The following is a 13321-nucleotide window of genomic DNA, read 5'->3' on the forward strand; positions in this document are numbered from 1 at the left end:
GTCAGAGTGCTGCCGGCCGGAAGGGCCCGAGCAACGATTGTACTGGTAGGACGCTAGAGCTTGACCGAGGTCTGGGTGCTCCTGACCTCGGGCCGCTGCTCCTCGCCCACCTCGAGGTAGGCGGAGTACAGCAGCGACTCGTCGGGCGCCTGCATCACGGTCGGCTTGCCGATGTCGTCGAGCACGATGAAGCGCAGCATGCCCGCCCGCGTCTTCTTATCGCGCTGCATCGTCTTCAGCAGCTGGGTCCACGCGCCCAGGCGATACGTCGTCGGCAGCCCGAGCGAGGTCAGGATGTCGCGGTGCCTGTCGACAGCCGCGTCGCTCAAGCGGCCTGCGAGCCGTGAGAGCTCCGCGGCGAACATCATGCCGATCGAGACGGCCGCGCCGTGGCGCCACTGGTAGCGCTCTGCGTGCTCGATGGCGTGGCCGAGCGTGTGGCCGTAGTTCAGGTGTTCGCGCAGGCCGGCCTCGCGGAAGTCCTCGCCGACGATGTCGGCCTTCATCCGGATGGCCAGCTCTATCGTGCGGCGGAACTCGTCCGTCGTGACGTCGGTCGCGCGCTCGGGGTCGGCTTCGATGATCTCGAGGATCTCGGGGTACTGGATGAAGCCGGCCTTGACGACCTCGGCGTAGCCGGCGACCGCCTCGTTCCGCGGCAGCGTCGCGAGCAGGTCGAGATCGCAGATCACGGCACGCGGCGCCCAGAACGCCCCGACGAGGTTCTTGCCCTCGTTCGTGTTCACGCCCGTCTTGCCGCCGACGGCCGCGTCGACCATGCCCAGCACCGTCGTCGGTACCTGCACGACGGCGACCCCTCGCAGCCAGCTCGCCGCGACGAAGCCCGCCAGGTCGGTGACCGCTCCCCCGCCGAAGCCGACGACGGCGTCGCTGCGGGTGAAGTCGGCCTGGCCCATGATCTGCCAGCAGAACGAGGCGACCTCGATGCGCTTGCCCTGCTCGGCATCCGGGATCTCGGCCAGCAGGACCTCCCGCTCGCCGACGAGGCTCTCCCGCAGCGCGTCGGCCTCCTTCTGGAGGGTCGGTGGGTGCACGACGAGCACCTTGCGCGCCCCCTCCGGCAGAGCGTCGCCGACCTCGGCGATGAGCCCGTGCCCGACCCGGATGGCGTAGCCGGGCTCGCCGGCGACGCGGATCTCGGTGGTGTTGGTCATGCGGTCTCCTCCCGCTCGATCCATTCCGCCAGCTCGTCGACGACGTGCTGGATCGGCCCGGACGATGTGTCGATCTCGCGCACCGCGAGCGAGCGGTACGTGGGCATGCGCTGATCCTTGATCCGCGCCCATTCGGCGACCCGGTCGCCGTCCTCGGTGTTCAGCAGGGGACGCTTCTGGCCCCGCAGTCGGGACACGATCGCGCTCTCCGAGACCGTGAGCAGCACGACCCTGTGGCCGGCGAGCGCCTCCCTCGTGCCCTCGTGCATGACAGCGCCTCCGCCGAGCGCGACGACGCCGTCCTGCGAGAGCGACGCGATCACGGCCTCGTGTTCGAGCGCACGGAACGCCGCCTCCCCGCGGGAGACGAAGATGTCCGCGATGGCTCCGTGCTGCTGGACCACGATCGAGTCGGTGTCGCGGAAGGGCACGCCGAGCGCCTTCGCGGTCTTTCGGCCGATCGCCGACTTCCCCGCCCCCATGGGCCCGATCAGAACGAGCAGTGGCTTCGCCGGCTCGCCCTGCTCGAACGGTCCGGGCACGGCGGCGACGGCGTCGTCGTCGTCGCCCGTCATGCGCCCTGGTCGACCCGGTCGTCCGGCGTCGTGCGCAGCTCGGCGGGGATCGCCGCGAGGTAGCCCTCGAGGTTGCGGCGGGTCTCGGCGAGCGAGTCGCCGCCGAACTTCTCGAGCACCGTCTCGGCCAGAACGATCGCCGTCATCGCCTCGGCGACGACACCGGAGGCGGGCACCGCGCACACATCGGAGCGCTGGTGGTGCGCCGTCGCCTCCTCGCCCGTCGCAACGTCGATCGTGCGCAGCGCGCGCGGCACCGTGGCGATCGGCTTCATGGCGGCGCGCACGCGCAGCGGCGTACCCGTCGACATGCCGCCCTCCGTGCCACCGGCGCGGCCGGAACCGCGGCCGACGCCGCCGTCGGTGCGGAGCAGTTCGTCGTGCGCGGCGGAGCCGCGGCGGCGCGAGGTCTCGAAGCCGTCGCCGACCTCGACGCCCTTCATGGCCTGGATGCTCATGAGGGCCTGGGCGAGCTTGCCGTCGAGTCGGCGGTCCCAGTGCACGTGCGAACCGAGCCCCGGCGGGAGCCCGTAGGCGAGCACCTCGACGATGCCGCCGAGCGTGTCGCCGGCCTTGCGCGCGTCGTCGACCTCGGCGACCATCCGCTCGCTCGTCGCGGGGTCGAAGCATCGCAGCGGGTCGGCGTCGAGCGCGTCGACGTCGTCCGGAACCGGCACGGGCGAACCCGCGGGAACCTGCACGGGACCGATCGAGAGCGTGTGGCTGACGAGCCGGATGCCGAGCTCGCCGAGGAACGAGCGGGCGACCGCGCCGAGCGCGACCCGGGCGGCCGTCTCCCGGGCGCTCGCGCGCTCGAGGATCGGGCGCGCCTCGTCGAAGCCGTACTTCTGCATGCCGACGAGGTCGGCGTGACCGGGGCGCGGGCGGGTCAGCGGGGCACCGCGGCCGCGCGACTTCTCGGTGAGCTCGATGGGCTCGGCGCTCATCACCTCGGTCCATTTCGGCCACTCCGTGTTGCCGATCCGGATGGCGAGGGGGCTGCCGAGCGAATAGCCGTGGCGCACACCGGTCGAGAGCGTCAGTTCGTCCTGTTCGAACTTCATCCGCGAACCGCGGCCGTACCCGAGCTTGCGGCGCTGCAGGTCGCGCTGGATCGCGGAGGCGGACACGGGGACGCCGGACGGCAGGCCCTCCATGACGGCGATGAGTTCTGGGCCGTGCGATTCGCCGGCCGTGATCACGCGGAGCATAAGCTCCATCTTCCCACGGCCTCGGCGCGGGCGACGCCAGTGCGACGCCGTGTTCCGGCTGCGTCGTCAGTGAGCTCCCGCGAGGGCGCTCCGCATTGCGGCGAGCACGGCATCCTCATCCGGGAGCCGCCGATCGCGGTCGCCCGACGCGAAGATCCGCACCTGCAGCCGGGCCTGGTGCAGCAGCATGCCGAGCCCCGAGCGGACGTCGCCCTCCCACCGGCGGGCGAGCGCGGACGGCCACGGGTCGTAGGCAACGTCGAACAGCGGACCGCCCGTGCCGGCGAGCCGCACGAGCTGTTCGGCCGGGAGCTCGGCACCGCCGGGGAGCGTCGCGATCGTCAGATCGGCCGCGCCCGTCGTCGTGGCGAACGTGCTCGGCCGCACCCGAACGCCAGCACGCTCCCCGAGCCCGACGAACGCCTCCGCCCGCTCGGTGCGACGGGCCACGACCTGAACGGTCCTGGCGCCGAGCTCGCCCGCCGCGACGAGGGCCGAGGCGGCCGTCGCGCCCGAACCGAGGATCCGGATGCTCTCCGCCCCGTCCAGACCGAGCTCGCGCAGCGCGGCGACGATTCCGCCGACGTCGGTGTTGAACCCGAGAGCGCCCTCGTCCGTCAGCAGCAGCGTGTTCGCCGCGCCCGTCAGCTCGGCGTGGCGGTCGCGCGAGACGGCGGCCGCGCAGGCCCCCTCCTTGAGCGGCATCGTGAGGGCGAGCCCTCGCCACGAGCCGTCCAGGCCCGCCAGTGCGTCCGCCAGCCCCGGCGCGTCGACGAGCCTGCGCTCGAACGACCAGTCCAGGCCCAGCGCGCGGTACGCGGCGCCGTGCAGCTGGGGCGAGCGGCTGTGGCCGATCGGGTCGCCCCACACCGCCAGCCGCGCGCCCCGCGGCCCGCGTCCCCCGCCCGCCATCAGCACCCGCCGTCCGGGTTCGCGGCGCACCAGGCCTGCCACTCGTCGACGTTCTGCTCGTGCTCCGCGTTGTTCGTCGCGTACTTGGTCTCGCCCGTCGACAGGTCGACCGTCACGAAGTAGAGCCACGGCCCGTCCGCCGGGTGCATGGCCGCGTCGATCGCCAGGTCGCCGGGATTCGCGATCGGGCCGGCCGGGAGCCCCTTGTGCGCGTAGGTGTTCCAGGGGTTGTCGTCCGCGAGCGCCTCCGCGGAGCTCGAGGCGGTGCCGCTGTGCGTCTCGCCGTAGCCGTACTGCGCCGTCGAGTCCATCTGCAGGAAGCCCGCCGTGTCGCCCCATGTGTCGGGGCCGAGGCGGTTCTGGATCACGCGGGACACCTGATAGAAGTCCTGCTCGAAGCGCGCCTCCCTCTGGATGATCGACGCGATCGTCAGGACGTCGTGCGCATCCTCGTCCGGCACCCCCGCGGCCGCGAGCGACTCCCGGGTGCGATCGACCATCGTCCGGATGACCTCCTCGGCGGTGACGCCGGGATCGAAGGAGTAGGTCGCGGGGAACAGCCAGCCCTCGAGCGAGTCGGCGTCGACCCCGTAGGCCGCGGGGTCGGCGGCGGCCGACTGCAGGTCTTCGAGCGGGATCTCGGTCGAGGAAGCGATGCTCTCGAGCTCCGAGGCGACCGTCATGCCCTCCGGGAGCGCGATCGCATCCTCCTGGCGGTTCTCGGGGTCGGCGAAGGCGTCCGCGACCGCCGCGCTCGTCATCTTCTCCTGCAGCGTGTACACACCGGGGTACAGCGCGAGGTCAGGCGCCTCCTCGCGGGTGTAGCGCGTGAACGAATCGGGCTCGAGGGTGACCCCGTGCCCGTAGAGGCGCGGCGAGATCGACTCGCCGGTGTCACCCTCCTCGACCTGGAACACCACCTCGCCCGTCGCCTCGCCCTCCTCGTAGTCGTGGGGGCCGTCGAGGCCGAGCTCCTCCATGACGCGCTCGCCGTACGCGGTCCACGCCCAATACCCGGCGCCGACGAGGCCGCCGACCAGCACGACGGCGATGATCAGGGCGATCAGGCATCCGCCGCCGCGGCGGCGCTTCTTCTCCGGCTCCGGCTCCGGTGCCATCAGCTCCTCGATGCCCCCGCCTGCGGGGAAGGTGCGGCGGGTCGGGGCAGCGTCGCCCACAGCTTCCGCCGCGGCGGCCCCTTCGTCGGCCGTCTCCGACGCCGCGCGCTCGTCCGCGCCGTCGCGTTCCGCGTCGCCGTCCTCCGACCCGAACGCCGCCAGGAGCTCGTCGGCGTCCGTGTGCCGTTCGCCCGGCTCGGTCCCGGCAGGGATGTCCGACTCTGTCTCGGCAGGGACCTCTGGCTCGGACGCGGCGGGCGCATCCGGCTCGGGCCCGGGCTCGCCCGCACCCCGCCCGTCCGTGGCGGCGCGGGCGTCCGTCTCGCCGTCGTCGCCCGCCTCGGCTTCCGCGGCATCCGGCGCCGGCGCGTCGCTCTCCGCATCCGTGCCGGCGCGCTCGCGGAGCTCGCGCCGCGTCAGCGGCCGCTCGGGATCGTGGGGCTCTGCGGGAGGGGTCATGGGCTCATTCCGGGAAGGGGACGGGCTCACCGGCGGGGGCACCGGTGCTCTTCTCGCTGTCTACCGCGTGCTGCAGGAGCACGACGGCCGCGACCTGGTCTACCACATTACGAGACCCCTTCTGCGTGCGGCCGGACTGCCGCAGCGCCGAGTGGGCCGTCACCGTCGACAGCCGCTCATCGACCAGACGCACGGGGACGCCCGTGTGAACGGCGATCGCACCCGCCAGCTCGCGAGCATCCTGCGTCGACGGCGTGTCATCTCCCCGCATGTTCAGAGGCAGCCCTACGACGAGCTCGATCGCCCCGTGCTCGGCGACGAGCTCGCCGATGCGGGCGACGGAGCGCTCGTCCCGAGGTACGGTCTCCACGGGAACGGCGAGCATGCCGTCGGCGTCGCAGCGCGCGACGCCGACCCTGGCCCGACCGGGGTCGATGCCGAGGCGCACGCCGCGCCGGAACTCGCCCACGCCTACAGGGCCTCGACGGCGCGTCGCACGGCGTCGAGCGCCGCGGGGATCGCCGCGGCGTCCTGCCCGCCGCCCTGCGCGAGGTCGGGCTTGCCGCCGCCGCCTCCGCCGAGCACACCGCTCGCGAGCTTGACGAGGTCGCCCGCCCTCGCTCCGGCGGCGCGCGCCGCGTCGTTCGTCGCGACGACGACCACTGGCCGCCCGTTCGACTCGCCCGCGAGCGCGATGATCGCCGGCTCCGAGCCGAACCGCTCGCGCACCTGTGTGACGAGGCTGCGCACGTCGTCGCCCGATGCGACGTCGCCGACAGGCTCCGCGACGAGCGCGATGCTGCCGATGCGGGCGGCCTTCACCGCGAGCTCCGGGACCCGCTGCTGCAACTGGGCCTGCTCGAACTGCGCGATCTTCTTCTCGGCGGCCTTCAGGCCGCTGGAGAGCTCGGCGACGCGGTCGACCAGCTTGTCCCGCGGCGTCTTCAGCGCGCCGGAGAGCTCGGCCACGAGAGCGCGCTCGCGGTTCAGGGCGCGCAGGGCGTCCTGCCCCACGAGTGCCTCGATGCGGCGGTTCGCCGCGCCGACGGACGACTCGCTCGTGAGCGAGATCAGGCCGATCTCGCTGCTGGATGCGACGTGGGTTCCGCCGCAGAGCTCGCGCGACCACGGGCCACCGATGTCGACCATCCTGACGCGGTCGCCGTACTTCTCGCCGAACAGGGCCGTCGCCCCCGCCGCCTTCGCCTCGTCGATCGGGAGCACGCGCGTCGTCACCTCGAGCGCGTTCGCGACGGCACCGTTGGCGATCTCCTCGATCTCGCTCTTCGTGGCATCCGACAGGGCCTGGTTCCACGAGAAGTCGAAGCGGAGGTAGCCGGCGCGGTTGAGCGAACCCGCCTGCGTGGCCCCCTTGCCGAGCGTGTCGCGGAGCGCGGCGTGCACGAGGTGGGTCGCGGAGTGGGCGCGCTGCGCCGATCGGCGGTTGGCGGCGTCGACGATCGTCGTCGCCGGCTGGTCGACGCCGACCTCGCCCGCCGTGACGAGCACGGTGTGGCTGACGAGGCCGGGCACGGGGCGCTGCACGTCGAGCACCTCGAGCTCGTAGCCGGGGCCGACGATCGTGCCCTTGTCGGCGACCTGTCCGCCGGACTCCGCGTAAAGCGCCGTCTCAGCGAGGATCACCTCGGCCGTCTGGCCTTCGGCGGCAGCGGCGGCCGGCGCGCCGTCGACGATCACGCCGAGCACCCGCGTCGCGGTCTCGAGGTCGTCGTAGCCCGTGAACGTCGTCTCTCCGAGCGCCCGGAACTGGCTGTACACGCCGACGTCGGCGATCGCGCGCTTGCGCGAGCGCGCGTCCTCCTTGGCGCGCTCGCGCTGGGCCTTCATCAGGGAGTCGAAGCCGTCGCGATCGACGCCGAGACCCGCCTCGTCGGCGATCTCGAGCGTCAGGTCGATCGGGAAGCCGTAAGTGTCGTGCAGGAGGAACGCCTGGTCGCCCGCGAGCGAAGCGGCTCCGGCCCTCTTCGCCTTGTCGACGGCGGTGTCGAGGATGGTCGAGCCGGCCGTCAGCGTTCGCAGGAACGTCTCCTCCTCCGCGAAGGCGTACGACGAGATGCGCGACCAGTCGGTCTCGAGCTCGGGGTACGTCTGCTTCATCGCGTCGCGCGACGCCGTGAACAGCTCGGGGAAGACGGCCTCCTCGACGCCCAGGAGCCGCATGGACCGGACGGTGCGGCGCATCAGGCGGCGCAGGATGTACCCGCGCCCCTCGTTCGACGGCGTGACGCCGTCGGAGAGCAGCATCAGGGACGAGCGCACGTGGTCGGCGATCACGCGGAAGCGCACGTCGTCGTCGTGCTCCGCGCCGTAGCGCTTGCCGCTCAGTTCGCTCGCGAGGTCGAGCACCGGCCTGACCTGGTCGGTCTCGTACATGTTCTCGACGCCCTGCTTCAGGAACGCGACGCGCTCGAGCCCCATGCCGGTGTCGATGTTCTTCTGCGGCAGGCTGCCGACGATGTCGAACTCCGTCTTGCCCCGGACGTTCTCGATCCGGTCCTGCATGAAGACCAGGTTCCAGATCTCGATGAAACGGGTGTCGTCGACCGCTGGTCCGCCGTCTGCGCCGTAGCGGGGGCCGCGGTCGAAGAAGATCTCCGAGTCGGGGCCGCCAGGGCCCGGCTGGCCCGTGTTCCAGTAGTTGTCGGCGCGGCCGAGGCGCTGGATGCGGCTCGGGCTGATGCCGATCTCCTCGGCCCAGATGTCGTGGGCCTCGTCGTCCGTCTCGTAGATCGTGACCCAGAGGTCCTTCTCGTCGAAGCCGAGGCCGCCGTCGGCCTCGCTCGACGTCAGGAGCTCCCAGGCGTACGAGATGGCGCCCTGCTTGAAGTAGTCGCCGAACGACCAGTTGCCGAGCATCTGGAAGAACGTGCCGTGGCGGGCGGTCTTGCCGACCTCCTCGATGTCGTTCGTCCTGATGCACTTCTGCACGTCCGCGATGCGCGGGTGCGGCGCGGGAACGACGCCGGTGAGGTACGGGATGAACGGCACCATACCGGCGACCGTGAACATCAGCGACGGGTCGTCGGAGACCAGCGACGCCGACGGAACGATCTGATGGCCGTTCTTCTCGAAGTAGTCGAGGTAGAGCTTCGCGATGTCGGCGGTCTTCATGACGGGAGGATGTGTCCTTGCTCGTGCGTGAGTGCTGGCCGGGGTGTGCGGCCTGGTGGGCGGCGCGGGTCAGCCGCGCGTCTGCTCGGCGTAGTAGGCCTCTGCGAGGCGGTCGGTGAACTCCGTCACGCGGGCGTCGACCTTGGCGAGCACTTCGTGCCCGCGCGGGTCCTTGTTCATGAAGTGCGCGGCGACGAAGCCGCCGATGATGCCGAGCAGGAACCACAGCAGATTCTTCATGACGCCCTTTCCGGATTCAGTCGTTCTCCCCATCGTAGCGACTGCGGAGATCCGGACGCGCCGGGTACGGCGAAGGGCGCCGGGGATGACCCCGACGCCCTTCGCAGCAGGAAGCCGTATCAGCGACCCGCGTAGGTCAGGTCAGCTGACGCTGACCCTCCCCGTACACAGTGCCCTCGGGCCGCTGACGCGGCCGCTCGTGCTACGCGGGCCTAGCGGCCGGCGTAGTACTCGACGACGAGCTGCACGTCACAGGTGACGGGCACCTCGGCGCGCTTCGGGCGGCGCACCAGCGTCGCGTGGAGCTTGTCGAGCTCGACCTCGAGGTAGCCCGGAACCGGGGGCAGCACCTCGGCATGACCGCCGGCGGCCGCGACCTGGAAGGGCTCGGTGCCCTCGCTGCGCTCCTTGACGTGGATCGTCTGGCCCGGCTTCACGCGGAAGCTGGGGCGATCGACGATCTTGCCGTCCACGAGGATGTGGCGGTGCACGACGAACTGGCGGGCCTGCGACGTCGTGCGGGCGAAGCCCGAACGCAGCACGAGCGCGTCCAGACGCATCTCGAGCAGCTCGACCAGGTTCTCACCGGTCAGGCCGTCGGTGCGGCGGGCTTCCTTGTAGGCGATCTGCAGCTGCTTCTCGCGGATGCCGTACTGCTCGCGCAGACGCTGCTTCTCCTTGAGGCGAACCGCGTAGTCGCTGTCGGCCTTGCGCTTCGTCCGGCCGTGGGGGCCGGGGCCGTAGGGACGCTTCTCCATGTAGCGAGCGGCCTTGGGCGTCAGCGCCACGCCGAGGGCGCGCGACAGACGGACCTTGCGGCGGTCCTGAGACTTGGTAACCATGATTCCTTTCACGTGGCCGCGGCTTTCGCGTGCCGACGGACGTACATCCCCGCGCCTCCCTGATGACGGCGTACGCCGGACTGCCGTCGGGAACGCGGAGCGGGGTGTGCTCGTAGGACGAGCCGATCAAGCTTACCAAACGCCTCCCCGTGCGAGGATGTGCGGACGCCGACAATGCGCGGGCGCCTGCGGGGCTGGTCAGCCGCCCTCGACGATGCGGCGGATCTTGTCGAGCCGCTCGCCGATCTCCCGCTCGCCGCCGAGCGGGCGCGGCTCGTAGTAGCGGCGCCCCGCGAGCGCGTCCGGCAGGTACTGCTGCTTCACGACGCCGAGCGGGCTGTCGTGCGGGTAGCGGTAGCCCTTGCCGTGGCCGAGCCGCTTCGCCCCCGCGTAGTGGGCGTCGCGGAGGTGCAGCGGCACCGGCCCCATCCTGCCCGCCCGCACATCGGAGATCGCCTGGTCGATCGCCTGGATCGTCGCGGGCGACTTCGGCGCCGTCGCGAGGTAGATCGTCGCCTCCGCGAGCGGGATCCGCCCCTCCGGCATCCCGATGAAGGCGACGGCGTCGGCCGCGGCCGACGCGATCTGCAGCGCGCGGGGGTCGGCGAGCCCGATGTCCTCCGCGGCGTGCACGACGAGCCTCCTGGCGATGAAGCGCGCGTCCTCCCCCGCCTCGATCATCCGCGCGAGGTAGTGGACGGCCGCATCCGGATCGGATCCCCTGATCGACTTGATGAACGCGCTGATCACGTCGTAGTGCTCGTCGCCCTGGCGGTCGTAGCGCAGCAGGGCGCGGTCGACCGCCCGCTCGACGTGCTCCTCGGCGACCTCGATGGGCGCATCCTGATCAGCGCTCCCCTCACCCGCGCCGTCTCCCGCCTCGGACGCCGCGACGCCCGCCGCCGCGTCGAGGGCCGTCAGCGCCCTCCGCGCGTCGCCGCTGGCGAGCTGGATGAGGCCGGTGCGCGCCTCGGGCGCCAGCCGTACGGCACCGCCGAGGCCGCGCGCATCGCCGACGGCGCGGTCGATGAGCTCGCCGAGGTCGTCGTCGGTCAGCGGCTTCAGCGTGAGCAGGAGGGAACGGGACAGCAGCGGGGATATCACCGAGAACGAGGGGTTCTCGGTCGTCGCCGCGATGAGGATCACCCAGCCGTTCTCGACGCCGGGCAGCAGGGCGTCCTGCTGCGCCTTGGTGAAGCGATGGATCTCGTCGAGGAACAGGATCGTCGACTGGCCGTACAGGTCGCGCTGATCGAGGGCCTCCTTCATCACCTCGCGCACGTCCTTGACACCGGCGGTGATGGCGCTCAGCTCGACGAAACGGCGCCCCGAGGAGCGCGCGATCGCCTGCGCCAGCGTCGTCTTGCCCGTGCCGGGAGGGCCCCACAGGATGACCGAGACCGTGCCCGGCTTCGACGCGGACGGGTCCGCGAGCGCAACGATCGGCGAGCCGGGCTTCAGCAGGTGCGCCTGCCCGGCGACCTCGTCGAGGGAGACGGGACGCATCCGCACGGCGAGCGGCGTCTGTCCGGTCATCAGAGGCGAAGAGGTCACGCCCTCAACCCTACGCGCGGCCTCGGACGCACCGGCTGGTGCCCTACGCTGGTGCCGTGGCACAGAGCAGGTCGAAGGCGCAGCGAGAAGAGCGCGAGAGGGCACAGCGGTACGAGGCGCGCCGGCGCCTCAACGACGAGCGGCAGGCCCGCCGACGGCGCGACAACGTGCTCGCCTCGATCGTCGGCGGCGGCGTCGTGGTCCTCGCGATCGCCGCCCAGGCCGTGTTCTACGAGGCCGGCCCCGGGGCAGGGCCCGAGCCGACGCCCCTGCAGACCAGTGACCTGCCGGACACGCCGGTTCCCGAGGACCCGAACCCGCTCCCGCTCGACGACGAGGGCTGACCGCCCGCGCTTCCGGCGGCGAGGGCGCCGCGAGGGGCGGAACGGCTCCACGCCGGCCGACCGATCCCGTAGGCTGGGAGGGTCCCTCGTCCTTTCTGCGGCTTGCCGCCCAAGGAGCCTCTTGTGAGCACCCCCGACCAGACCAACGACGCCCCGATCGAGCCTGAGGCCGCGCAGGACGCCGCGGCGCACGCCGAGACCGCTCAGCCCGCCGAGGCGCAGCAGCCCGAGCCGGCCGCCGAATCGGAGCAGCCGACGTCGGCGCCCGCCGCGGAGCAGGCTCCGGCGCCCGCCGAGGCGGAGCAGCCGACGCCCGAGCCAGCCGTACCGGCCGCGCCCGTTCCGACGCCCGAGCCCCCCGCGCAGGCCGCGCCCGTGCCGACGCCGCGGCCGATGCCCGGCCCGCGCCCGACGCCCGCCGCGATCCCGCATCCGAAGGCGCCCGTCGCGGCCTCGGTTCCCGCCGCCGCCGAGACGCCGACCGCCGAGGCCGAGCAGTGGGGCCGCATCGAGGACGACGGCTCGGTCTCCGTGCGCGAGGGCGACGCCTGGCGCGTCGTCGGCGAGTACCCTGACGGCACCCCCGACGAGGCGCTGGCGTACTTCACCCGCAAGTTCAACGACCTCGAGGTCCGCGTCGTCACGCTCGAGCAGCGCCGCGCGACGGGCGGCGCGTCCGCGTCCGACCTGCGCAAGCAGGCCGGTGCGCTGAAGGCAGAGGTCGTCGGAGCCGCGGCGGTCGGCGACCTGATCGGCCTCGCCGGTCGCCTCGATGTGCTGACGGATGCACTCTCCGAGGCCAGCGCCGAGGAGCAGGCCGCACAGCGCGCGGCGGTCGACGCCGCCGTTGCCGAGCGCGAGGCGATCGTCGTCAAGGTCGAAGAGCTCGCGGCGCGCGACCCCAAGCAGGTGCAGTGGAAGCAGGCATCGGCCGAACTGGACGCGATCTTCGCGGAGTGGCAGCAGCACCAGAAGACCGGGCCCCGCCTGCCCAAGTCGGTCGCACAGGCGCTGTGGAAGCGCTTCCGCAACGCGCGCGCGAGCTTCGAGCGCAACCGCAGGGCGTTCTTCGCCCAGCTCGACGAGCAGCACAAGGGCGCGAAGGAGCGGAAGTCGCGCATCGTCGAGCGCGCGGAGGCGCTCGCGTCCCAGGGAGAGCAAGCCATCCCGACCTACCGCGCTCTCCTCGACGAGTGGAAGTCGGCCGGCCGCGCGGGTCGGAAGACCGATGACGCGCTCTGGGCCCGCTTCAAGGCCGCCGGCGACGTGCTCTACGGCGCCCGCGCCGAGCGCGACGCCGCGGAGCAGGAGGAGTCGCAGCCCCGCATCGCGGAGCGCGAGGCGCTGCTCGAGGAAGCCAAGGCCGTTGCGGACGAGAAGGACCTCGTGAAGGCGCGCAAGCTGCTCACCGGGATCCAGGACCGTTGGGAGGCCGTCGGCCGCATCTTCCCGCGCGAGGCCGAGCGCGCGCTCGACGCCAGGATGCGCCAGGTCGAGCAGGACCTGAAGCGCCGCGAGGACGTCGACTGGAAGAAGAACGACCCCCGCACCAAGGCCCGCGCGAACGACATGTCGCAGCAGCTCCTGGACGCCATCGCCGGCCTCGAGGCCGAGCTCGCCGCTGCCGAGGCGACCGGAGACAGGAAGAAGATCGACGAAGCGCGCGAGGCGCTGGAGGCTCGACAGGCCTGGCTCCGCGCCATCGGCTGACCGTTCCTCGCCCACAACCGCCCCGGCCCCCGGTCGGGGCGGTTGTTCT

General features: G+C 72.2%; 12 protein-coding genes. 2 read left to right on the plus strand and 10 right to left on the minus strand.

Translation table 11 applies throughout. From position 1 onward, the window contains the following. Nucleotides 1-53: 53 nt before the first annotated feature. The 10 genes from aroB to C0010_RS01290 form a co-directional block, all read right to left on the minus strand. The gene (aroB, locus tag C0010_RS01250) at nucleotides 54-1175 is read right to left on the minus strand and encodes a 3-dehydroquinate synthase (RefSeq protein ID WP_105565243.1); all 1122 of its coding nucleotides are present in this window, start codon (nucleotides 1173-1175) and stop codon (nucleotides 54-56) included. After that, entirely contained in the window at nucleotides 1172-1750 is a 579-nt protein-coding gene (locus C0010_RS01255) for a shikimate kinase (protein WP_105565244.1), read from the minus strand. The genes aroB and C0010_RS01255 overlap by 4 nt, the downstream gene beginning before the upstream one ends. Continuing rightward, the gene (gene aroC / locus C0010_RS01260) at nucleotides 1747-2961 is read right to left on the minus strand and encodes a chorismate synthase (protein WP_105565245.1); all 1215 of its coding nucleotides are present in this window, start codon (nucleotides 2959-2961) and stop codon (nucleotides 1747-1749) included. Before aroC ends, C0010_RS01255 begins: the two co-directional genes overlap by 4 nt. 66 nt (nucleotides 2962-3027) lie before the next feature. Then, a complete protein-coding gene (locus tag C0010_RS01265; protein WP_105565540.1) occupies nucleotides 3028-3873 on the minus strand; it encodes a shikimate dehydrogenase in 846 nt (281 codons plus the stop codon). Then, nucleotides 3873-5450 carry an endolytic transglycosylase MltG gene (mltG, locus tag C0010_RS01270; RefSeq protein ID WP_105565246.1) on the minus strand — a complete coding sequence of 526 codons (1578 nt, stop codon included), beginning with the start codon at nucleotides 5448-5450 and terminating at the stop codon, nucleotides 3873-3875. The genes C0010_RS01265 and mltG overlap by 1 nt, the downstream gene beginning before the upstream one ends. A gap of 4 nt (nucleotides 5451-5454) precedes the next feature. Continuing rightward, nucleotides 5455-5919, minus strand: a complete 465-nt coding sequence (gene ruvX / locus C0010_RS01275; RefSeq protein WP_105565247.1) for a Holliday junction resolvase RuvX — start codon at nucleotides 5917-5919, stop codon at nucleotides 5455-5457. A 2-nt stretch (nucleotides 5920-5921) separates the two neighbouring features. After that, nucleotides 5922-8582 carry an alanine--tRNA ligase gene (alaS, locus tag C0010_RS01280; protein ID WP_105565248.1) on the minus strand — a complete coding sequence of 887 codons (2661 nt, stop codon included), beginning with the start codon at nucleotides 8580-8582 and terminating at the stop codon, nucleotides 5922-5924. A gap of 69 nt (nucleotides 8583-8651) precedes the next feature. Further along, entirely contained in the window at nucleotides 8652-8822 is a 171-nt protein-coding gene (locus C0010_RS15095) for a hypothetical protein (RefSeq protein WP_174150299.1), read from the minus strand. A 212-nt stretch (nucleotides 8823-9034) separates the two neighbouring features. Then, on the minus strand, nucleotides 9035-9664 hold the full coding sequence (gene rpsD, locus C0010_RS01285; RefSeq protein ID WP_105565249.1) for a 30S ribosomal protein S4: 630 nt from the start codon (nucleotides 9662-9664) through the stop codon (nucleotides 9035-9037). A gap of 198 nt (nucleotides 9665-9862) precedes the next feature. Then, nucleotides 9863-11200 (minus strand): replication-associated recombination protein A, encoded by a 1338-nt coding sequence (locus tag C0010_RS01290; protein ID WP_105565250.1) that lies wholly within the window; start codon nucleotides 11198-11200, stop codon nucleotides 9863-9865. A gap of 74 nt (nucleotides 11201-11274) precedes the next feature. On the opposite strand from C0010_RS01290, the gene C0010_RS01295 reads away from it, so the two are divergent. Continuing rightward, nucleotides 11275-11562, plus strand: a complete 288-nt coding sequence (locus C0010_RS01295) for a dioxygenase (protein WP_105565251.1) — start codon at nucleotides 11275-11277, stop codon at nucleotides 11560-11562. Nucleotides 11563-11685: 123 nt separating this feature from the next. Continuing rightward, the gene (locus tag C0010_RS01300; RefSeq protein ID WP_324998812.1) at nucleotides 11686-13272 is read left to right on the plus strand and encodes a DUF349 domain-containing protein; all 1587 of its coding nucleotides are present in this window, start codon (nucleotides 11686-11688) and stop codon (nucleotides 13270-13272) included. Nucleotides 13273-13321: the final 49 nt, after the last annotated feature.

Origin of the sequence: Microbacterium halophytorum, from assembly GCF_002970975.1 — a bacterium.
Lineage (GTDB): Bacteria > Actinomycetota > Actinomycetes > Actinomycetales > Microbacteriaceae > Microbacterium > Microbacterium halophytorum.

Bases quoted from the DNA above. Each gene is read 5' to 3' on its own strand.
- C0010_RS01265 (WP_105565540.1), bottom strand. From the start codon at position 3,873: ATGGCGGGCGGGGGACGCGGGCCGCGGGGCGCGCGGCTGGCGGTGTGG.
- alaS (WP_105565248.1), bottom strand. From the start codon at position 8,582: ATGAAGACCGCCGACATCGCGAAGCTCTACCTCGACTACTTCGAGAAG.
- aroB (WP_105565243.1), bottom strand. From the start codon at position 1,175: ATGACCAACACCACCGAGATCCGCGTCGCCGGCGAGCCCGGCTACGCC.
- aroC (WP_105565245.1), bottom strand. From the start codon at position 2,961: ATGCTCCGCGTGATCACGGCCGGCGAATCGCACGGCCCAGAACTCATC.
- rpsD (WP_105565249.1), bottom strand. From the start codon at position 9,664: ATGGTTACCAAGTCTCAGGACCGCCGCAAGGTCCGTCTGTCGCGCGCC.
- C0010_RS15095 (WP_174150299.1), bottom strand. From the start codon at position 8,822: ATGAAGAATCTGCTGTGGTTCCTGCTCGGCATCATCGGCGGCTTCGTC.
- C0010_RS01255 (WP_105565244.1), bottom strand. From the start codon at position 1,750: ATGACGGGCGACGACGACGACGCCGTCGCCGCCGTGCCCGGACCGTTC.
- mltG (WP_105565246.1), bottom strand. From the start codon at position 5,450: ATGACCCCTCCCGCAGAGCCCCACGATCCCGAGCGGCCGCTGACGCGG.
- C0010_RS01290 (WP_105565250.1), bottom strand. From the start codon at position 11,200: ATGACCGGACAGACGCCGCTCGCCGTGCGGATGCGTCCCGTCTCCCTC.